19 protein-coding genes and 5 tRNA genes are annotated in these 19,411 nt (G+C 47.8%); 13 read left to right on the top strand and 11 right to left on the bottom strand.

The genetic code is table 11. The features are described 5' to 3' along the window. Positions 1-11: 11 nt before the first annotated feature. From Q365_RS0112345 to lolB, 8 genes are all read right to left on the bottom strand, one after another. A tRNA-Gln gene (locus Q365_RS0112345) sits at positions 12-86 on the bottom strand. Positions 87-122: 36 nt separating this feature from the next. Further along, positions 123-207, bottom strand: a tRNA-Leu gene (locus Q365_RS0112340). A 43-nt stretch (positions 208-250) separates the two neighbouring features. Next, positions 251-327 (bottom strand) — tRNA-Met (locus Q365_RS0112335). Positions 328-558: 231 nt separating this feature from the next. Continuing rightward, positions 559-1,650 carry a redox-regulated ATPase YchF gene (ychF, locus tag Q365_RS0112330; protein ID WP_028023631.1) on the bottom strand — a complete coding sequence of 364 codons (1,092 nt, stop codon included), beginning with the start codon at positions 1,648-1,650 and terminating at the stop codon, positions 559-561. 26 nt (positions 1,651-1,676) lie between these two features. Continuing rightward, positions 1,677-2,267, bottom strand: coding sequence for an aminoacyl-tRNA hydrolase (gene pth, locus Q365_RS0112325; protein WP_028023630.1), 591 nt, complete (start codon positions 2,265-2,267; stop codon positions 1,677-1,679). 201 nt (positions 2,268-2,468) lie between these two features. Next, positions 2,469-3,416, bottom strand: a complete 948-nt coding sequence (locus Q365_RS0112320) for a ribose-phosphate pyrophosphokinase (protein ID WP_002542407.1) — start codon at positions 3,414-3,416, stop codon at positions 2,469-2,471. 42 nt (positions 3,417-3,458) lie between these two features. Further along, complete coding sequence (ispE, locus tag Q365_RS0112315) at positions 3,459-4,313, bottom strand: 4-(cytidine 5'-diphospho)-2-C-methyl-D-erythritol kinase (RefSeq protein WP_035024943.1); 855 nt, start codon at positions 4,311-4,313, stop codon at positions 3,459-3,461. Continuing rightward, the gene (lolB, locus tag Q365_RS0112310) at positions 4,310-4,918 is read right to left on the bottom strand and encodes a lipoprotein insertase outer membrane protein LolB (RefSeq protein WP_028023628.1); all 609 of its coding nucleotides are present in this window, start codon (positions 4,916-4,918) and stop codon (positions 4,310-4,312) included. Before lolB ends, ispE begins: the two co-directional genes overlap by 4 nt. A gap of 313 nt (positions 4,919-5,231) precedes the next feature. On the opposite strand from lolB, the gene hemA reads away from it, so the two are divergent. The 6 genes from hemA to kdsA all read left to right on the top strand — a co-directional run bounded on the left by hemA (position 5,232) and on the right by kdsA (position 10,602). Then, on the top strand, positions 5,232-6,491 hold the full coding sequence (gene hemA, locus Q365_RS0112305; protein ID WP_028023627.1) for a glutamyl-tRNA reductase: 1,260 nt from the start codon (positions 5,232-5,234) through the stop codon (positions 6,489-6,491). A gap of 14 nt (positions 6,492-6,505) precedes the next feature. Then, the gene (prfA, locus tag Q365_RS0112300) at positions 6,506-7,594 is read left to right on the top strand and encodes a peptide chain release factor 1 (protein WP_028023626.1); all 1,089 of its coding nucleotides are present in this window, start codon (positions 6,506-6,508) and stop codon (positions 7,592-7,594) included. Beyond that, complete coding sequence (gene prmC / locus Q365_RS0112295) at positions 7,594-8,436, top strand: peptide chain release factor N(5)-glutamine methyltransferase (protein ID WP_028023625.1); 843 nt, start codon at positions 7,594-7,596, stop codon at positions 8,434-8,436. The genes prfA and prmC overlap by 1 nt, the downstream gene beginning before the upstream one ends. Positions 8,437-8,538: 102 nt before the next feature. After that, positions 8,539-8,922, top strand: coding sequence for a SirB2 family protein (locus Q365_RS0112290; protein WP_028023624.1), 384 nt, complete (start codon positions 8,539-8,541; stop codon positions 8,920-8,922). Positions 8,923-8,924: 2 nt separating this feature from the next. Continuing rightward, positions 8,925-9,734, top strand: coding sequence for a SirB1 family protein (locus Q365_RS0112285; RefSeq protein ID WP_028023623.1), 810 nt, complete (start codon positions 8,925-8,927; stop codon positions 9,732-9,734). A gap of 13 nt (positions 9,735-9,747) precedes the next feature. After that, on the top strand, positions 9,748-10,602 hold the full coding sequence (gene kdsA / locus Q365_RS0112280) for a 3-deoxy-8-phosphooctulonate synthase (protein WP_028023622.1): 855 nt from the start codon (positions 9,748-9,750) through the stop codon (positions 10,600-10,602). A 117-nt stretch (positions 10,603-10,719) separates the two neighbouring features. Here the strand turns inward: kdsA and Q365_RS0112275 are convergent, their stop codons facing one another. Beyond that, positions 10,720-12,594: a methyl-accepting chemotaxis protein gene (locus Q365_RS0112275; protein WP_028023621.1), complete on the bottom strand. Its 1,875-nt coding sequence runs from the start codon at positions 12,592-12,594 to the stop codon at positions 10,720-10,722. Positions 12,595-12,899: 305 nt separating this feature from the next. On the opposite strand from Q365_RS0112275, the gene Q365_RS0112270 reads away from it, so the two are divergent. From Q365_RS0112270 to Q365_RS0112250, 5 genes are all read left to right on the top strand, one after another. After that, positions 12,900-14,243 (top strand): Na+/H+ antiporter NhaC family protein, encoded by a 1,344-nt coding sequence (locus Q365_RS0112270; protein ID WP_028023620.1) that lies wholly within the window; start codon positions 12,900-12,902, stop codon positions 14,241-14,243. A 207-nt stretch (positions 14,244-14,450) separates the two neighbouring features. Beyond that, a complete protein-coding gene (ushA, locus tag Q365_RS0112265) occupies positions 14,451-16,127 on the top strand; it encodes a bifunctional UDP-sugar hydrolase/5'-nucleotidase UshA (RefSeq protein WP_028023619.1) in 1,677 nt (558 codons plus the stop codon). A gap of 166 nt (positions 16,128-16,293) precedes the next feature. Then, on the top strand, positions 16,294-16,776 hold the full coding sequence (gene ybaK, locus Q365_RS0112260; RefSeq protein WP_028023618.1) for a Cys-tRNA(Pro) deacylase: 483 nt from the start codon (positions 16,294-16,296) through the stop codon (positions 16,774-16,776). Then, positions 16,776-17,195 (top strand): lysozyme inhibitor LprI family protein, encoded by a 420-nt coding sequence (locus Q365_RS0112255; protein ID WP_245621549.1) that lies wholly within the window; start codon positions 16,776-16,778, stop codon positions 17,193-17,195. Before ybaK ends, Q365_RS0112255 begins: the two co-directional genes overlap by 1 nt. After that, positions 17,192-17,806 (top strand): LysE family translocator, encoded by a 615-nt coding sequence (locus Q365_RS0112250; RefSeq protein WP_028023616.1) that lies wholly within the window; start codon positions 17,192-17,194, stop codon positions 17,804-17,806. The genes Q365_RS0112255 and Q365_RS0112250 overlap by 4 nt, the downstream gene beginning before the upstream one ends. 111 nt (positions 17,807-17,917) lie before the next feature. Here Q365_RS0112250 and smrA read toward each other — a convergent pair whose 3' ends face one another. Both smrA and Q365_RS26470 read right to left on the bottom strand, forming a co-directional pair. Continuing rightward, positions 17,918-18,502, bottom strand: a complete 585-nt coding sequence (gene smrA / locus Q365_RS0112245) for a DNA endonuclease SmrA (RefSeq protein WP_081796253.1) — start codon at positions 18,500-18,502, stop codon at positions 17,918-17,920. Between the two features lie 176 nt (positions 18,503-18,678). Then, positions 18,679-18,819 carry a DUF3149 domain-containing protein gene (locus Q365_RS26470; protein WP_028023614.1) on the bottom strand — a complete coding sequence of 47 codons (141 nt, stop codon included), beginning with the start codon at positions 18,817-18,819 and terminating at the stop codon, positions 18,679-18,681. 352 nt (positions 18,820-19,171) lie between these two features. Here Q365_RS26470 and Q365_RS0112235 point away from each other — a divergent pair. Both Q365_RS0112235 and Q365_RS26705 read left to right on the top strand, forming a co-directional pair. Continuing rightward, positions 19,172-19,248: transfer RNA gene (locus Q365_RS0112235), tRNA-Pro, on the top strand. A 39-nt stretch (positions 19,249-19,287) separates the two neighbouring features. Further along, positions 19,288-19,393, top strand: a tRNA-OTHER gene (locus tag Q365_RS26705). Positions 19,394-19,411 lie beyond the last annotated feature (18 nt).

Genomic DNA, 19,411 nt, shown 5'->3' with positions numbered 1-19,411 from the left:
ATGCCAAAATATGGCTGGGATACCTGGATTCGAACCAGGGAATGGCGGCATCAAAAGCCGCTGCCTTACCGCTTGGCGATATCCCAATGACTATCACGCTATCAAGCATGATGTCTTCAATATGGTGCGGAAGGAGAGACTTGAACTCTCACACCTTGCGGCGCCAGAACCTAAATCTGGTGCGTCTACCAATTTCGCCACTTCCGCATATTGTTGCTTTCTAAAGAAAGCGTTGCACGTTGAAAAAGAATGGTGGCTACGACGGGATTCGAACCTGTGACCCCATCATTATGAGTGATGTGCTCTAACCAACTGAGCTACGTAGCCATCTTTTTCGTTCAGGGTCATGCCCTGAGTGCGGGGCGCATTATGCGAAGAACCTTGGTTGTCGTCAACCTTTTTTCCATGCTTTTTTTATCATATCGGTGACTTCGCTGTGATTTTGAGCAGGAGGAGGTGTTTTCTTATTCAGTTGGGCTGCAAATGGCGAAACTAGGGAGATCTAAAACGAAAAAAGCTGGCAAAAGCCAGCTTTTCAAATCGAGTTAACGATTGGAATTAAACGTTAAAGCGGAAGTGAATAACATCGCCGTCTTTAACAATGTACTCTTTGCCTTCCAAACGCCATTTCCCCGCCACTTTCGCGCCAGCTTCGCCATTGTTGGTGATGAAGTCATCGTAACCAATGATTTCAGCGCGGATGAAGCCTTTTTCAAAGTCAGTGTGGATTTTACCCGCTGCTTGTGGCGCGGTTGCGCCGACAGGGATTGTCCAAGCACGGACTTCTTTCACGCCAGCGGTGAAGTAAGTTTGCAGTGTTAGAAGATCGTAGCCCGCACGAATTACGCGGTTAAGACCAGGTTCTTCTAGGCCCATTTCCTCAAGGAATACGGCTGCTTCGTCTGCTTCTAGCTCAGAAAGTTCGCCTTCGATTTCAGCACAAACAGCAACAACGGTTGCGCCTTCTTTCTCAGCGATTGCGTTAACAATGTCAAGGTAAGGGTTGTTTTCGAAACCGTCATCGTTCACGTTCGCGATGTACATGGTTGGCTTCATGGTCAAGAAGTTCAGGTAATCAACCGCTGCTTTTTCTTCTTTGGTCAGTGCTACTGAACGCAACATGTTGCCCTCTTCCAAAACAGGAAGCAGCTTTTCAAGTACAGCGATTTCGATTTTCGCGTCGCGATCGCCGCCTTTCGCTTTCTTCGCCTGACGTTGAATAGCACGTTCACATGCTTCAAGATCAGATAGCGCAAGCTCGGTGTTGATAACATCGATATCGTCAGCAGGGTCTACTTTACCCGCAACGTGGATGATATTGTCGTTCTCGAAACAACGAACCACGTGGCCGATTGCATCGGTTTCACGGATGTTTGCTAGGAATTTGTTACCTAGACCTTCACCTTTAGACGCACCAGCAACCAAGCCAGCGATATCTACGAATTCCATCGTGGTTGGCAAAATGCGTTGTGGGTTAACGATTTTCGCAAGCGCATCCAGACGCAAATCAGGCACAGGTACCACACCCGTGTTTGGCTCGATAGTACAGAACGGGAAGTTTGCCGCTTCGATACCGGCTTTTGTCAGAGCGTTGAACAGTGTTGATTTACCTACGTTTGGCAGGCCAACGATACCGCATTTAAAACCCATGAGATGGTAACCTTTCGTTAAAAATATTATTGCGCCTTGAATGTATGAAGGCGGTTCTGCGCCTTGGCCAAATCATCTTTCAGCAGAATGTCGATGCAGCGTACAGCTTCATCGGCGGCTTGCTCGATTTGACTTTGTTCGTTCGCAGGGGCTTTTGTTAATACAAAACCCGCTACTTTGTCTTTGTGACCAGGGTGTCCGATCCCGATGCGAAGACGATAAAACTCTTTGTTGTTGCCCATCTTGCTGATGATGTCACGCAGACCATTGTGTCCACCGTGACCACCACCTTTCTTGAACTTGGCAACACCTGGCGGCAAGTCGAGCTCATCGTGAGCCACCATGATTTCTTCCGGTTTAATTTGGAAGAAGTTCGCCAATGCAGCCACAGATTTGCCGGATAGATTCATGAATGTGGTCGGGATCAACAAACGAAGATCTTCACCACCCACACTGATTCTTGCCGTCAAACCAAAATATTTTTTGTCTTCCTTTAGCGACACGTTATGAATACGTGCCAACTCTTCAACGACCCAAGCCCCCGCATTGTGACGGGTTTTTGCGTATTCTGGTCCAGGATTCGCCAGACCCACTAAAAGACGAATTTGGTCGCTCACGGTGAGATTCTCGTTGTTATTGTTGTCATTGGTTAGGCGCTGAATAACAGATTTGGTCATAGGACCAACGCCAAAGGCGGCATATCCTAACACTATACGTGAGCGACCTCAAAATGATGCCGCAAAGAGTTCGCTCACCAGTGTGCTGCACAAAACAAAACGCCCCGCAAGAGCGAGGCGTTTTCTCTCACAAGGTGTCGATTAAGAATCGAACATTGCTGAGATTGATTCTTCGTTGCTGATGCGACGAATCGCTTCAGCTAGCATGCCAGACAGGGTCAGTTGAGACACTTTACCGGTTGCTTGCATTTCCGCGCTTAGCGGAATTGAGTCAGTAACGATCACTTCGTCAATCACTGATTCTTTGATGTTTTGTGGTGCATTGCCAGAGAATACTGCGTGGGTTGCGTATGCGAATACACGCTTAGCGCCACGGTTTTTCAGTGCTTCTGCTGCTTTACACAGAGTACCACCGGTATCAATCATGTCATCAACAATGATGCAGTCACGACCTTCGACGTCACCAATCAGGTGCATAACCTGAGACACGTTTGCACGTGGGCGGCGCTTGTCGATGATTGCGATATCAGTGTCGTCCAGCAGTTTAGCGGTTGCACGAGCACGTACAACGCCACCGATGTCTGGAGAAACAACGACAGGATCTTCCAGTTTCTTCGCCAGCATATCTTCTAGCAACACAGGTGTACCGAAGATGTTATCTACAGGTACATCGAAGAAGCCTTGAATCTGCTCTGCGTGCAGGTCAACAGTCAAAACGCGGTCAACACCAACGTTAGACAAGAAGTCTGCAATAACTTTCGCGGTGATAGGTACACGCGCTGAACGCACACGGCGGTCTTGGCGAGCGTAACCAAAGTAAGGAATAACTGCAGTGATTCGGCCAGCAGATGCGCGACGCAGTGCATCGATCATTACAACCAATTCCATCAGGTTGTCATTGGTTGGTGCACACGTTGACTGGATAACGAATACGTCGCTACCCCGTACGTTTTCATTGATCTGTACACACACTTCGCCGTCAGAAAAACGGCTAACGGTAGCGTCACCTAGTGACATATATAGGCGATTCGCAATGCGTTGGGCGAGTACAGGCGTTGCATTACCAGCAAACAGCTTCATATCAGGCACGGTGGAAAACCTCGGGGTTGTATCCATTGAGTGTTGTCTGTCTCATTGTTTCTGCGCTTTTAGCGTGGTTAAGAGCGGTGAGGTGTTCACACCACGAGCTACAAAACCAGTGAGCCAGTCGGGCAAATTGTTTAATGTTAAACGGGCGTCATCCTCATTTTCGAACTCCGCGAAAATACAGGCACCTGTTCCAGTCAGTCTTGACGGCGCGTATTCTAGCAGCCACGAAATAGCCTTATCAACCTTTGGAAACAACTCTCTGACTATCTTTTCGCAATCGTTTTCGTAATTTCCCGCTAATAGCGCATTTAATGCGCGTTTTGGCGTATTTCGCGTCAGGTTAGGATGACTAAATATTTTTGCTGTGGCGATACTAACATCGGGTTTTGCGACCAGATACCATTTTTCTTCAGCATAGGCTGGCGTAAGCACTTCGCCTACCCCTTCTGCGAAGGCTGTGACGCCACGAACAAACACGGGAACGTCGGCACCTAATGCCAGCCCCAACTGTGTTAATTCATCAGTTGATAATTCGGTATTCCAAAGGTGGTTGAGGGCAACAAGCGTAGTGGCTGCATTCGACGAACCACCACCAAGACCACCGCCCATGGGTAAAATCTTTTCAACGTGTATGTGCGCACCGAGTGTTGATCCTGATGCCGACTGAAGCGCGATAGCGGCTCGGTAAATCAGGTTTTCTTCGACGGTGACGCCATCGATGTCTGGCGATAAGGTGATTTTGCCTGAATCATTGGGCGTGATCTGGAGCGTGTCACCAAAATCGAGAAATTGAAACAAAGTTTGTAAATCGTGGTAGCCGTTCTCACGCTGTCCAGTGATGTACAGAAAAAGATTTAGCTTGGCGGGAGACGGCCAGTTACTCGTGGGTAAAGTCATTGCGGGTAGATCCATTCTGAAATCACTAAATTTACTTTTTGAGTGTTCTGATTCATTTTAATTTTTGATGGAAGCAAGCTGCCTGTGCTGGCGTCATACGCACTGTATTCGACTTGCCACCCGGGTTGATTGGTGTCAGCGTTATTTTCGCTGAGAAACGCTAAACGATTATCCCCTCCCAAGGTGATATCGTTCTTTTCTGTAGGCAAGCCTTTGATCCATTGCGTCATCTCGTCGACAGGCAATGCCACGCCCGTCAAGTTACGCAACAGTGTTGATGCATTTCGGTCGACATAACGTTGGCCTTCACCATCAACTAATACCGCCATGTTGGGTGTGGTATCTAAAGTAAGTAATGTCGTACCGAGAAAATTGGTGAGTCTTAGTGATAACTCATCGTCTTGCTGTTTCCAAAGGAAATTGGCAGAAACACGCTGTTCTGGACTGATAAAGGCGACTTTGCCCTTCGCGGTAAAGTTATTGATGTCTTCGAGCGCGGCTTGATGGTTATCCCACTCAGTGGTTGGCGCAGGGATCGACGTACAGCCTGATAGCGCCAGAAAGCCCAGCAGAAAGGTTAGTGTAAACCTTATGGAACGAGACATAGTGAAACTCCGTGTATTTGGCAGTCGCCATCGATTATACAGATAATTCTTTGCAATCATCAGTGGCTTATCCGCGACAGGCTATCAAAATATAGTTATCCATGATTTGAAAAGTTATCTGTGCCAAGGTCGTTGAAAATTAAATGTCGATTACCTGTTGAAAAAATGGACGAAAAAACTGATTTGGGTGTGAAATAGTCACACTTCTGGTTGTTAGCGAGATGAGGAAACTAATGTTATCTTTTATTCGACGAGCCCATAACGTAAAATCCACGGCTCGGATTTCACTTGGTGCTGTCGGTAACCCTGCTTAATGAGCTTGCTAGTTCTCGGAATAAATCATAAGACCGCTACGGTCGATTTGCGTGAGAAGGTCTCTTTTTCTCCGCAACAACTTCGTGATGCACTTCACCAGCTGAAAGAAAAGCAGGTTGTGCAGAGTGGAGTGATTGTGTCTACCTGTAACCGAACTGAGATCTATTGTGAGTTAGAGCAGCCAAGCCCTGGCGTCGTGGTGGATTGGCTTCGTGATTTTCATCATCTTGATAGCGAAGCTCTGCTTTCTTGCTTATATACCCACCACGATCAAGCTGCAGCGCAACACCTAATGCGTGTGGCGAGTGGATTAGACTCCTTAGTGTTGGGTGAGCCTCAGATCCTTGGCCAAGTCAAACAAGCCTATGCCGAATCAGTCGAGTTTGATGCGATTAACGGGCCGCTGGAGCGTTTGTTTCACAAGACGTTTACCGTAGCAAAGCGTGTTCGTACGGAAACGGATATTGGTGGCAATGCTGTTTCAGTCGCATTCGCGGCATGCTCTTTGGCGCGTCAGATCTTTGAATCATTAGAAACATCGACAGCATTATTGGTTGGCGCGGGCGAAACCATCGAACTGGTTGCCAAGCATCTGTATGAGCACGATTGCAAAAATATTATTGTTGCCAACCGAACCAGAGAGCGGGCGAAACCGTTTGAAGACGCTTTTGGCGCGCAAGTTATATCCTTGGAAGAAATTCCCGATCACATGCATAAAGCCGACATTGTGATCAGCTCGACTGCCGCGCCGTTGCCCATTATTGGTAAAGGCATGGTCGAAAAAGCCTTGAAAGCACGCCGTCATCAGCCCATGCTGCTGATCGACATTGCGGTACCAAGAGATATCGAAGAAGAAGTGGGCGATCTAAATGACGCCTATTTGTATACGGTTGACGATTTACAATCGATTGTGGAACGCAACATGGAGCAGCGCAAAGCTGCTGCGGTTCAAGCGGAAGCGATCGTTGATGAAGAAAGCCATGGGTTTATGACCTGGATGCGTTCACGCGATGCCGTGGACAGCATTAAACAATACCGTGCGGATTCAGAAGCACTAAAAAATGAATTGCTCAACAAAAGCTTACAAGCACTGGCTAGCGGGGCTGACCCACAAAAAGTGCTGGCTGAGCTGAGCAATAAACTGACCAATAAATTGATCCATGCGCCGACTCAGGCCATGCAGGAAGCTGCCAGAAATGGCGATGAGCGTACACTCGAGACGCTGCGTCAGAGCTTAGGTTTGGATCCCCTGAAATAGTTGTAAAACTTACTATGAAACCATCAATTCTCGCCAAATTAGAATCGCTCGCTGAGCGTTATGAAGAAGTACAACACTTACTGGGTGATCCTGGCATTATCGGAGATCAAGACAGATTCCGTTCGCTATCAAAAGAATACAGCCAGCTAGAAGAGGTCACGCAGTGCTTTGGTCAATATAAGCAAGCTGCTGACGATCTGGATGCAGCGCTAGAAATGGCACAAGAAGACGACGCTGAAATGCGTGAAATGGCCCAAGAAGAAGTGAAAGCGGCCAAAGTGGAAATGGAGCGCCTAACTGACGAGCTTCAAGTGCTACTTATCCCTAAAGATCCGAATGACGAGCGTAACTGTTTCGTTGAAATTCGCGCCGGTGCTGGTGGTGATGAAGCGGGTATTTTTGCGGGTGACTTATTCCGTATGTACAGCCGATTTGCAGAATCTAAAGGCTGGCGTGTAGAAGTGATCAATGCCAACAACTCTGAGCAGGGCGGTTACAAAGAGATGGTTGCTAGAGTCTCTGGTGACGGCGCTTACGGTGTCCTGAAGTTTGAGTCTGGCGGTCACCGTGTTCAACGTGTACCAGCGACTGAATCTCAAGGCCGTGTTCACACTTCAGCGTGTACCGTTGCTATTTTGCCAGAGATCCCAGAAGCGGAAATCCCAGACATCAATCCGTCTGATTTGAAGATCGATACCTTCCGTTCATCAGGTGCCGGTGGTCAGCACGTCAACACCACCGATTCTGCTATTCGTATTACCCACTTACCAACCGGTACTGTGGTGGAATGTCAGGATGAGCGTTCGCAGCATAAGAACAAAGCCAAGGCGATGTCAGTGCTGGCTGCGCGATTGATTAAAGCGGAAGAAGAAAAACGCGCTGCTGAGCAAGCAAGCACACGCCGCAACCTGTTGGGTTCTGGTGATCGTTCTGACCGTATTCGTACCTACAACTACCCGCAAGGCCGTGTATCAGACCACCGTATTACGTTAACGGTTTACCGTTTGGATGACGTGATGGAAGGGGATTTGGGCTGTTTGGTTGATCCAATCATGCAAGAGTTCCAAGCGGACCAACTGGCAGCGTTGGCAGATCAACACTAATGCCAACCACCATTGAAAATGTGCTGCGAGAAGCAGCGCATTTACTTGCCGAACACCAAAGTCCGTCACCGAGGATTGATGCCTCGGTGTTGCTGTGCCACGTACTCGATAAACCAAGCAGTTATTTGTATACGTGGTCAGATAAATTATTGTCTGACGAAGAAATTGCTGCGTTCAATGAGTTGATAGCGCGTCGACAGCTGGGTGAGCCAGTTGCGTATATCATTGGTTATCGTGATTTTTGGTCGCTGCGACTAAACGTAGAGCCGAGCACCTTGATCCCTCGTCCTGATACTGAACGTTTGGTCGAGCTAGCGCTTGAGCGTTTGCCGAAAGGTGAAGGCAGCGTTCTGGACTTAGGAACCGGAACGGGTGCCATTGCACTGTCGATTGCGAGTGAGCGTCATGACCTTCAGGTTACCGGTGTTGATTTGCGTCCAGAAGCGGTCGCATTGGCTCAGCGTAATCAGCAAGAAAATGGCATCAGTAATGCCCAGTTTCTGCAAAGCAGTTGGTTTGACACTGTGCCAACGCAAGCATTTACCATGATTGTCAGCAATCCGCCATATATTGACCCAGAGGATCCTCACCTTGCTCAAGGTGATGTTCGTTTTGAGCCAAAAACGGCATTGATTGCCGACGATCACGGCTTGGCGGATATTCGCCATATATGCCAACACAGCCCGCGCTATCTCGCACAAGATGGTTGGCTAATGATTGAACATGGTTACGATCAAGGGGAAGCAGTGAGAGCGCTGTTTTTAGGCGCAGAATTTTGCGACGTAGAAACCGTGCAAGATTATGCTGGCCTCGATCGTGTGACCTTAGGCCGTATCGCGTAGTCAGCGTTGACTACAGATGCTGCCCTTACATAACTCAACACATTATCGATAGGGCAACTTATCGATAAACCACTATCAATAACGAAAAGAGAATTACGGATTATGTACGCTGCATTGAAGCACTCCCATTTTTTGTTCATCGCCTTGAGCGTCAGTCTATTCATCCTGCGTTTTGTCTGGCTCATGATGGGCAGCAAAATGTTGCAAAAGAAATGGGTGAAAGTTGTTCCTCACATTATTGATACAGGTTTGTTGGCAACAGGTGTCGCGCTTATCGTGATCACTGGCTTTATTCCATTCACGCCAAGTGCGGTGTGGATGACTGAAAAACTGACCTGTGTGCTAGCGTATATCGCGTTGGGCTATGTGGCTCTTCACTACAGCCAAGGCACACTATTTAGATTGTTTGCCTTCTTTGGCGCTTTAGGTTGGGTCTTTGCTGCCGCTAACTTAGCTATCAGCAAAACACCGCAGCTGTTGGGGTAATAATGATCGCGTTTACAGATCAGGAACTAGATGCTTTAACAATGGTTGAAGGCGCACTGGCGCTGAATGCCGCTGTTGACCCTGCAACATCCATGCATTGGGTGAGAGCAGAACTTGAGCAATTAGCCAAAGATGCCGAGCATTTGTTGGCGAGTGAAACCAACGATGAGCTTCGTCTTGAAGGCTTGATTCGTTTGTTCTACAAAGACTGGGGTTTCAAAGGCGACTTCGAACAATATTTCTCTTCCGATAATACGTTCGTAGAGAAAGTGCTTAAGCGTCGTAAAGGGATCCCTGTGAGTTTAGGGGCGATTTTCCTGTTCTTTGCGGACCGCTTAGATTTGCCGCTAGAGCCTGTGGGCTTCCCGACGCAGTTGATTTTGAAAGTTGACTGGTTTGACCGTGAGCCGCAGTATATCAACCCATTCGATGGTGAGTTCTTGTCACCGCGTATACTGCGCGGTTGGCTGGTAGGCAAAGAAGGCTCAACCGCTCAACTTTTGCCTGAGCACCTTGAAGGCAGTGACAATCCGACACTGATTGGTCGCTGGCTTGCCGTGATCAAAAGTGCATTGCTTCGTGAAGAGAACTACTCGATGGCATTGCGCTGCAGTGAGCTGGCGTTAACCTTCAGCCCTGACGACCCTTACGAAATTCGAGACCGCGGCTATATCTTCCAGCAGTTAAAATGTGACTGGGTCGCCGCGGAAGACTACGAATACTTTATCGCTCAGTGCCCCCATGATCCGGCCGCTGAGTTATTGAAACTGCAGGTCAAAGTATTGACGGCAGAAGCCCCTATTTTCCATTAATCAGGAATGTAGCATGACAGCACAAAAAACAGTTCAGATTGGCGATATTCAAGTTGCTAACGATAAGCCATTTGTTCTTTTTGCCGGAATGAATGTTTTAGAGTCTCGCGATCTGGCAATGCAGATCTGTGAGCATTATGCGGAAGTGACCCAAAAGCTGGGTATCCCTTACGTATTTAAAGCATCGTTCGATAAAGCTAACCGTTCATCGGTGCATTCTTACCGTGGTCCAGGCCTCGATGAAGGCATGAAAATCTTCCAAGAATTGAAAGATACCTTTGGCGTCAAATTGATCACTGACGTGCATGAAATCTGGCAAGCACAGCCTGTTTCTGAAGTGGTTGATGTTATCCAATTGCCAGCATTCCTTGCTCGCCAAACTGACTTGGTTGAAGCGTTTGCAAAAACCAATTCGGTTATCAACGTGAAAAAACCTCAGTTCATGAGTCCGGGCCAAGTGGGTAACATCGTCGACAAATTTGCTGAATGTGGCAACGACCAGATCATCCTGTGTGAGCGTGGTTCATGCATGGGTTACGACAACTTGGTTGTTGATATGCTTGGCTTCGATGTGATGAAGAAGGCGAGTAACGGTAGCCCAATCATCTTTGACGTGACCCACTCTCTCCAGTGCCGTGATCCACTAGGCGCAGCATCTGGCGGTCGTCGTTCACAAACGGTTGATTTGGCGCGTGCAGGTTTAGGTACCAAGATCGCAGGCCTATTCATTGAAGCGCACCCAGACCCAGATAACGCACGTTGTGATGGTCCATCTGCATTGCCGTTAGACAAGCTAGAGCCGTTCTTGAAGCAAATGAAAGCGCTGGATGATCTGGTGAAAAGCTTTGATGATTTAGATATTCGCTAAGCAAAACGGTGACGCCTTGTTAGCAATTAGCTTTGTTAGCAATAATAAGGTGAAACGAAGAAATGAAAAAGCCGGCTGATGCCGGCTTTTTGTTATCTAACCGATTTCTAGCAGGTCTTAGAGCTGGAAGCGAGAGATCTCAGTATTTAGCTGTTTAGATAGGTGCGAGAGCTCACTGGCTTGCTGTGATGCATCGTTGGCTTCTTGCGCCAGTTCATCAGACGCATTGCGCACCGCTTCAGTATTGCGCGTGATTTCTAGCGTAACAAGTGACTGCTCTTCTGCTGCTGAGGCGATTTGTGTCGCCATGTCACTGATGGTAGAAACCGACGCAGTGATTTGCGACAAGCTATCAGTTGCATTGTTTGCATCTTCCACGCTGGTGGTCGCGAGATGACGGCTGCCTTCCATAATAGTGACCGCTGATCGCGTGGTGTTTTGTAGCGTTTCAATGGTGGATTGAATTTCACGCGTTGAATCATGTGTGCGCTGGCTCAGTACACGAACTTCATCTGCTACAACAGCAAAGCCTCGCCCTTGCTCACCCGCTCGTGCTGCTTCAATGGCAGCATTCAGCGCCAGCAAATTGGTTTGCTCAGCAATGTCCTGAATGGTCGACAAGATAGAGTTGATACTTTGCGTGTGAGATTGAAGCTCTGCAATCACAGAGGTCGCAGATTCAACTTCGACGGATAAATTGCCGATTGATTGTTGGCTTTGTTCCACCTGAGAAGCACCAGATTCTGATGAACCAACGGCATCTTGCGAAAGCTTGGCCGTATTTTCAGCGCTACCCGCGATTTCTTGTGTTGCTGCCACCATCTGGTTGATTGCCGTGGCGACCATATTGATCTCATCTTGCTGGGTGCGAATGCGCGCACTGCGGACACCCGCTTGATCAGCGGCATGATTGGCTTGTTCCGACAATGCTTCACCCACGCTTTTTAGCTGAGAAACCATGTTGTGCATGTTGGCCACAAATGTATTGAAGTTGAGGGCAAGTTGGCCAACTTCATCGTTACTGTGAGGGGTCAAACGCTGTGTTAAGTCGGCATCACCACTGGCAATTTCAGCCATTGCATCAGCCACTCGGCTTAGGTCTCGGAACAACACATTGACCAGCCATACCGACAGAGCGAGCACCACTAATGCAACGGCAAGACTCGTCATAATGAGTGTTGCTACCGCGCTATCATGCGCTGCCAGTTCAGTGTCCATGTCTAACTCAATACCAATAAACCACTTCGCGGACGGTAACTGAGTAAAGAAGTAGGCTTTTTCGCTGCCATTGAGTGAAGAGAATACGAGGTCACTGTCTTGGAATGCTTGGCGTACCGTTGGAAGGTTAAGTGCAGAGTTGTATTGGGTAACAGGTTGTCCGTTCAACGATGGGTTCTTATGTGCAATGAGCGTCCCTTGATCGCTAAACAACATACCAAATGCATTCTTTCCGAAATGGAATTGAGACAAATCGTTGACCACTTTGCGAAGACTTATATCGCCGCCTAGCACACCATCAAGCTCGCCATTAACGTAAGTTGGCATCGCAATGGTTACCATGGTTTCGCCAGTAAGTGCATCACGATAAGGTTCGGTGCTGATCGTTTTGTTTTCTTTGATCGCTTTAATAAACCAAGGGCGTTGGCGAGGGTCAATGTCTACACTTGCGCCGTTCGATAGCGCCAGTGTGCCATCGGTTTTCGCGTAGAAGGTCATTGCGAATTTACCCGATACTTGCAGCATTTCTAACGCGTTGACCTCATCACCATGTGGCATGGTTTGAACATAGCCCTGCATGGCTGTAGCGTGCGCATCGAGCCAGTCAGAAAATCCGACTTTAGCCACTTCTGACATGCTTTTAACACGATACTCAAGGCTTTGTTGCGTTTGAGTCGATAGCTGATTACCCGCCAATATTGACAGTATGGTTGCCATAGCAACCACGGCTATGAGGCAGGTGCCTGTGAGTTTTTGCTTGAGCGTAAGTGTCATCTTGTTTTGTTCCTTGCAGCGCGATCGGGAAATCAAGTAAAAGGCAAATGGCCTTTCAATCTTCTTATTGTCGGTATGGAATACTGTATCGACTGGCAGGGGATATGCTTTAGGTGAAAGAAGTGATTATTTGATTTTGTTTCAAATAAAGATGAATTGTTAATGTATCGATAAAAACACTACTGGCGGGACCGAGCGGATGAAGGGAAAATACAAATGCTTAGACGTTTAGACGTCTATTTGTTGACGGAGTGGACGTTTCCTTTTACTCTGCGTTCAATCTCACAAAAAATATGCAACCTGACATGACACAGAAGCAATCAGACATTACTCCTTCAGCGTTGGCATTGTTGCCACTCGGACTGTTCTTGTGCCTGTTTATTGGCACTGGCGTATACTTTTCTACCCAAAATATCGAATTCGCTTTTTACCAACTTCCAGCGCCAATTGCCGTACTACCAGCAATTATGCTGGCGGTATTGATGAGCAAAGATAAGTTAAACACTGCGATTGGCCAGTTCATTGAAGGCGTATCACACCGTGATATCACGGCAATGTGTCTGATTTATCTCTTGGCTGGTGCTTTCTCTGCAGTCGCTAAAGCGACGGGCGGCGTGGATGCAACGGTTAACCTTGGCCTAGCGGTACTCCCTTCAAGCTTCATTTTGCCGGGCCTGTTTTTGATTTCGGCATTTATCGCGACATCGATGGGTACGTCAATGGGCACCATTGCTGCGGTAGCGCCTGTGGCACTCGGTATCGCCGACAGCACAGGTATGGATGCAGCCTTGATGGCGGGTGTGGTGTTGAGTGGCGCTATGTTTGGCGACAACCTTTCGATCATTTCTGATACCACCATTGCCGCGACCCGCTCGCAAGGGTGTCAGATGAAAGATAAATTCCGCGAGAACGTGAAAATTGCGGTTCCTGCAGCCATGGTGGCATTGGTTATCTTCTTCTTTGCTAATGAAGTCACCCAAGCACCAGTGTCGGGCAGCATTGATTGGTTGGCGGTATTACCGTATCTGACGATTTTGGCGTTGGCGGTTTATGGCGTTAATGTGTTCGTGGTACTGACGATTGGCATCGTATTCGCGGGTATTGTGGGTTTGGCACAAACGGAAGGCTACAGCGTGATGACCTTTAGTCAGGACATATACGCAGGTTTCGGCAACATGCAGGAAATATTCCTGTTGTCGTTACTCATTGGTGGTTTGGCCGAGCTAATGCGCCAGCAGGGTGGCCTTGCTTTTGTCACCGAAAAACTCAGCAAGCTGATCATGTCGCGAGCAGACAAAGCGGCGGAAAAAGGGTCTCCACGTGCCAGCGAAGCAGGTATTGCATTGCTTGTCAGCTTGACCAACCTTTGCACGGCAAACAATACGGTCGCCATCATTGTGGCAGGTGGCGTGGCTAAAGAACTGTCAACACAGCATGATGTTGCACCCAAGCGTAGTGCCAGCTTGTTGGATATTTTCTCTTGTGTCGTTCAAGGCGTATTGCCTTACGGTGCACAAGCACTGCTGCTGGGCTCTATTTTCGAATTGTCACCGTTGTCAGTGGTGGGCCAGTCATATTACTGCTTCCTTCTTGCGATAGCCGCAGCGTTTGCGATTGCGAGATCGCAGGGGCAACACTCGGTGAAATAACCGCCTAAAACACCCCATTATCGGTACAAGATGTCTACCAATGGGGTGTTTTTCAGTGATCTGGGCGGCAGTTTATTGAAAGAAGAATGTGATGGTGGATGGATATATTTAGACTGTTTCGTGAAGATGAAAAAAGTCTAATTCAATCATCATAGAAGCTGGACTTAGCGCCAACTTCCTCGTTCTCAATAAATATAGGTAACACCCATGAAGGATCGCCTTTCTCTCAAGGCAGCAATTAGCGCTGCACTGCTGGCCTCTCTGGCTGGCTGTTCAACCACCACAGAAACAACGGAAGTTGTACCGGGTTGGCAACCAGATACCACCTATAACGTCACCATTCTTCACACTAACGACAACCATGGTCGTTTCTGGCATAACCGCCATGGCGAATATGGTATGGCGGCGCGTAAAACCCTGATCGATAACCTGCGTACTGAAGCTGAAGCGCAAGGCTCATCTGTACTTCTTCTTTCTGGTGGCGATATCAACACCGGTGTTCCAGAGTCAGATTTGCTTGATGCAGAACCAGATTTCAAAGGCATGACCATGATTGGTTATGACGCAATGGCACTGGGCAACCACGAATTTGATAACTCGCTAGACGTGCTAGAAAAGCAAATGCAATGGGCTGATTTCCCTATGCTGTCGGCGAACATCTACGACAAAGCCACTGGCGAGCGTAAATACCAAGCGTATGAGATTTTCGAAAAGAACGGTCTACGTATTGCTGTTATTGGCTTAACCACCGAAGACACCGCGAAAATCGGTAACCCAGAGTTTATCGGTGAGTTGGATTTCCGTGACCCGAAAGCAGAAGCGAAGAAGCTGATTGCGGAGCTTGAAGCCACCGAAAAGCCTGACATCATCATTGCAACGACTCACATGGGTCACTATGAAGATGGTAACCGCGGTGTGAATGCGCCGGGTGATGTGGCGTTGGCTCGTTACCTCGATAATGGCTCACTGGACATGATTGTGGGTGGTCACTCACAAGAACCTGTGTGCATGGAAGGTCCAAACATGTACAGCAAATCGTTCAAGCCGGGCGATGAGTGTAAGCCAGATAGCCAAAATGGCACTTGGATTGTTCAGGCGCATGAGTGGGGTAAATACGTCGGTAAGGCGGATTTCGAATTCCGTAACGGCGAATTGAACCTAGTTTCTTATGACCTTATCCCTGTTAACTTGAAGAAGAAAATCAAAGTTAACGGAGAGAAGAAACGCGTCTTTATCCAAAGTGAAATTCCAAAAGATAAAGAGATTTACGACTTCCTGAAACCTTACCAAGAGAAAGGTCAGGATAAGCTAAGCGTTAAGATTGCTGAGACTAACGGCAAGCTGGAAGGCGATCGCAACGTGGTTCGTTTCCAACAAACTAACCTTGGCCGCATGATCGCTGCTGCGCACAAAGAACGTGCGAAGGCGGATTTTGCGGTAATGAACTCGGGTGGCGTACGTGATTCCATCGAAGCGGGTGACGTAACGTATAAAGATGTTCTGACTGTGCAGCCGTTTGCGAACATGCTGACTTACACCGACATGACCGGTGCTGAAGTGCTTGATTACTTGAATGTGGTAGCAACGAAGCCTGTAGATTCTGGCGCTTACGCACAGTTTTACGGTATTGCTATGACAGTGACGCCTGAAGGCGTCAGCGATGTCGTCATTGGTGGTGAGCCACTTGATTCTAGCAAGATGTACCGTTTCACTGTGCCAAGCTATAACGCCGCCGGCGGTGACGGCTATCCAAAAATCGCTGACCACCCTGGCAACGTCAATACCGGTTTTGTTGATGCAGAAGTGCTGAAAGACTTCCTTGAGAAGAACTCACCGATTGATGTGAACAAGTATGAGCCAAATGGCGATATTGTTTATAACTAAAGACATGTGAGTTGTAGCGAAAACCTTCGCTAGAACAAGCACGCGCTAAATCAAAAGGCACTGGTGACAGTGCCTTTTTTTATGTCATTATCAACACGATATTGATAAGGCTTTGCCGTCTCCCCCAATATATGACGCTGCATAGCCATGCTTGAGAGAAATGAGTATGACACCGGCTATCACCCTTGCTGAAAAATCAGGTATTCCATTTAATGTTCATAGTTATGAGCATGATCCGAGCAACACTCACTTCGGACTTGAAGCGGCTTCTGTACTAGGGCAAGACCCTGCTCGCGTGTTTAAAACACTGTTATTTGCCATGAATGGTGATCCAAAGAAATTAGGCGTCGCCATTGTTCCCGTTGCGGGTCAGCTTGACCTCAAAGCAGCCGCCAAAGCAGCAGGAGCAAAAAAAGCAGAAATGGCCAATCCAGAGATAGCAGAAAAAACCACGGGTTATGTGGTGGGTGGTATCAGCCCTCTAGGGCAGAAAAAAAAGCTTCCAACGTTATTGGATACGAGTGCGCAGCAATTCGACACAATTTACGTGAGTGCAGGTCGACGCGGGCTAGAAATTGAATTATCGCCATCGAATTTACTGGCGTTAACACAAGGAAAAATGGCGGCTATCGGAAAAGAGGGGAAGTGATGGTTAATAGGCTGCCTTTATTCATGCTGGCGTGTTTACCTTTTTCATCCACGGCACAGCCATCTGATTCCGTTATTATGACGTGCCATAAAACCAGTGAGAATCATGTTCAAGTGACAGCATGTCTTGATAATCATTGGCAACTGGCTCAAAAGCAATTGGATAAAACCGTGACGTTATTGAACGCACATTTTACCAAGTTGGATGAAATTTCATCAATATCAAGCGCCGTTAAATCTGCGGAATTTATGGTGACTCGTTTTAACGTGTGGCGAGAGGCGCAATGTAAAATGGTGGAAGCCAGCTATGCATCAGGGTCTGGAAGTGGTCAAGGGTATCTCAGTTGCATGATTGAATTGACGCAAGAACAAGTTGGTAGGTTGAACGACGTGATGGGTATTAAGGAGAATGCACAGTGAGTGTATCGGTGTGGCTGAGTTTAGTGTTGGTGTGCATGTTAGGCGCTATGTCTCCCGGGCCTAGTTTAGTGGTTATGGTTCGTCATAGTCTTGCTGGTGGTCGCTTACACGGAATCGTTGCTGCTTGGGCGCATGCGTTAGGCGTGGGGTTTTATGCGGTGCTGACTTTGTTAGGGCTTGCCGTTGTGCTCAAAGAGTCTCCTACCTTATTTTCCTTTATCACGTATGCGGGAGCTGCTTATCTTGCATGGCTTGGGGTCAAGTCGTTACGAGCAAAGGGTGGGGTTGCCGCTAAATTGGAGAAAGGCGAAAAAACCACCTTGCTTGAAGCAGCAAGAGACGGGGCAATGATCTCGGTTCTTAATCCAAAGCTTGCGCTGTTTTTTCTCGCCTTGTTCAGTCAATTTGTGTCGATTGGCACTGATACTCTCAGCCGCTCGATCATCGTCGCAACCCCATTTGTGATTGATGGCTTGTGGTACACGATAGTGGCTCTTGTGCTTTCATCTAGCCGCATGCTAGACAAGCTCAAAAACAATGCATTGTTGATCGATAGGCTTTGTGGATTGGTGTTGATCGGGCTGGCTGCACGTGTGGTATTTATGCAATAAGCGGTGTGAATACCGTGCGCGCGTGAATACAGTGCGAGAGTAGCGATGGAATGAAAGAGAAAAGGAGCGAAAGTCGCTCCTTTTTTTATGCGTTGTTGAATGCAAAACCCATTAACCGCGACGATGGAGATGTCGTTCGCGTGTTTCGAGTTTCTTTTCCTGACTCTTTTTAATCAGCACATAAACCGCACCTGCACCGCCTTGATGGCGCAATGCTGAGTGGAAACACTGAACATCACTGATCTGCTCAAGCCACTGACAGACATAGCTTTTCATCTGCGCTTGTGGGGTTGATCGCTCGCCTTTCCCATGCACGATGATCACAGTACGAATGTCCATTCTTTGGCATTGCTTTAAGAACTTTAGAATTTCTTCACGCGCATCTTTTAGCGTGAATTTGTGCAGATCTAGACGAGCTTGGATGTCGTACTTACCGAGACGAAGCTTTCTGAACACGCCATCTTGAACACCTGCACGTTTATAAGCAACGACATCATCGGGCTTAAGCATCTTAGCGTAATCAAGGGATAGGTACTGCGGATCGCCATCAGACAGCTTCTGAGCGGCAAGTTGACGGGCCAACTGTGCGTCAGAAGGTTTGTGTGGGTGGCTGGTTCTTTCGACCGTATCGTGGTCGATAGGAGAGACATCAGCCATCATTTCCCGAAAAATATCGGACTCATTATTACCGTTCATAGCCGTTACGGATTGGTGAAGCATTGCTGCAGTATAATTGGAATTTTTGATTAGGTCTCGTAGAACATAAAATCAGAAAAACCTGATGGCGGAAAATGGCACAAAGGTGGGGAGAAATAAAAAAAGCCAGAGCAGGTAGAAGACTCTGGCGTAATAACTTCAAAAGAGAGGGTAACTTACTGTGTTCCTGGTGCTTGAAGCGCTTTATATACAAAGAAACCACCCATGAACATGATCATGCCAACAGCAACAAAAATGACGATCATTGAGGAGAGGCCAATTGCGTTTCCGAAAAGTAGGTCTAACCAGAAGTCCATTTTTGTGATTCCTATGTCTATGAAAGTTAATACTAGGTTGCCAACTGGTGAAGGATTCATCGATGATCCAGATCAAGTGAACGGCGTGTTATCGCAACGTGATAAATCAACTGTGTCCAAGGTCGCAATTTGTCCGTATTTGGTGATCCTTTAAGCGATCAGTCCGTAACGCATGAAAAACGTGATAAAACACTTGAGTCTACGCTGAGGATGAGTAATATAAGCCACCTCCGCAGCGCACAGCGCAGCGGGCATTGTCGGTGAATAGCGAAGTTTGTGGCGCATCCGGCTCTTGGGAATAGCGGACCAGAGGGTGACCCTCGGAAAGTATTCCGAAGAAACACAAAACGATCGGTGAATAGCGCAGCTTGGTAGCGCATCTGGTTTGGGACCAGAGGGTCGGGGGTTCGAATCCCTCTTCACCGACCACTTATTTTGGTAGACATCCACCTCTGTTAATTCAGTAAGCGGTGTGAATAGTGCAGGTTGGTAGCGCATCCATCTTTTGATGAAAAGCGGACCAGAGGGTCGGGGGCTTGACGGCAAGTCCCATCGAATCCCTCTTCACCGACCACTATTTTGGTTAACAGCC

The organism is Enterovibrio calviensis DSM 14347, from assembly GCF_000621165.1.
GTDB classification, from domain to species: domain Bacteria; phylum Pseudomonadota; class Gammaproteobacteria; order Enterobacterales; family Vibrionaceae; genus Enterovibrio; species Enterovibrio calviensis.
Note: the sequence above shows the minus strand (reverse complement) of the source record. Positions and strands in the feature narration are given on the sequence as shown.

Coding starts and splice junctions, on each gene's coding strand:
- ychF (WP_028023631.1), bottom strand. CDS start 1,650: ATGGGTTTTAAATGCGGTATCGTTGGCCTGCCAAACGTAGGTAAATCA.
- ispE (WP_035024943.1), bottom strand. CDS start 4,313: ATGACTTTACCCACGAGTAACTGGCCGTCTCCCGCCAAGCTAAATCTT.
- lolB (WP_028023628.1), bottom strand. CDS start 4,918: ATGTCTCGTTCCATAAGGTTTACACTAACCTTTCTGCTGGGCTTTCTG.
- hemA (WP_028023627.1), top strand. CDS start 5,232: ATGAGCTTGCTAGTTCTCGGAATAAATCATAAGACCGCTACGGTCGAT.
- prfA (WP_028023626.1), top strand. CDS start 6,506: ATGAAACCATCAATTCTCGCCAAATTAGAATCGCTCGCTGAGCGTTAT.
- prmC (WP_028023625.1), top strand. CDS start 7,594: ATGCCAACCACCATTGAAAATGTGCTGCGAGAAGCAGCGCATTTACTT.
- Q365_RS0112290 (WP_028023624.1), top strand. CDS start 8,539: ATGTACGCTGCATTGAAGCACTCCCATTTTTTGTTCATCGCCTTGAGC.
- Q365_RS0112285 (WP_028023623.1), top strand. CDS start 8,925: ATGATCGCGTTTACAGATCAGGAACTAGATGCTTTAACAATGGTTGAA.
- kdsA (WP_028023622.1), top strand. CDS start 9,748: ATGACAGCACAAAAAACAGTTCAGATTGGCGATATTCAAGTTGCTAAC.
- Q365_RS0112275 (WP_028023621.1), bottom strand. CDS start 12,594: ATGACACTTACGCTCAAGCAAAAACTCACAGGCACCTGCCTCATAGCC.
- Q365_RS0112270 (WP_028023620.1), top strand. CDS start 12,900: ATGACACAGAAGCAATCAGACATTACTCCTTCAGCGTTGGCATTGTTG.
- ushA (WP_028023619.1), top strand. CDS start 14,451: ATGAAGGATCGCCTTTCTCTCAAGGCAGCAATTAGCGCTGCACTGCTG.
- ybaK (WP_028023618.1), top strand. CDS start 16,294: ATGACACCGGCTATCACCCTTGCTGAAAAATCAGGTATTCCATTTAAT.
- Q365_RS0112255 (WP_245621549.1), top strand. CDS start 16,776: ATGGTTAATAGGCTGCCTTTATTCATGCTGGCGTGTTTACCTTTTTCA.
- smrA (WP_081796253.1), bottom strand. CDS start 18,502: ATGAACGGTAATAATGAGTCCGATATTTTTCGGGAAATGATGGCTGAT.
- Q365_RS26470 (WP_028023614.1), bottom strand. CDS start 18,819: ATGGACTTCTGGTTAGACCTACTTTTCGGAAACGCAATTGGCCTCTCC.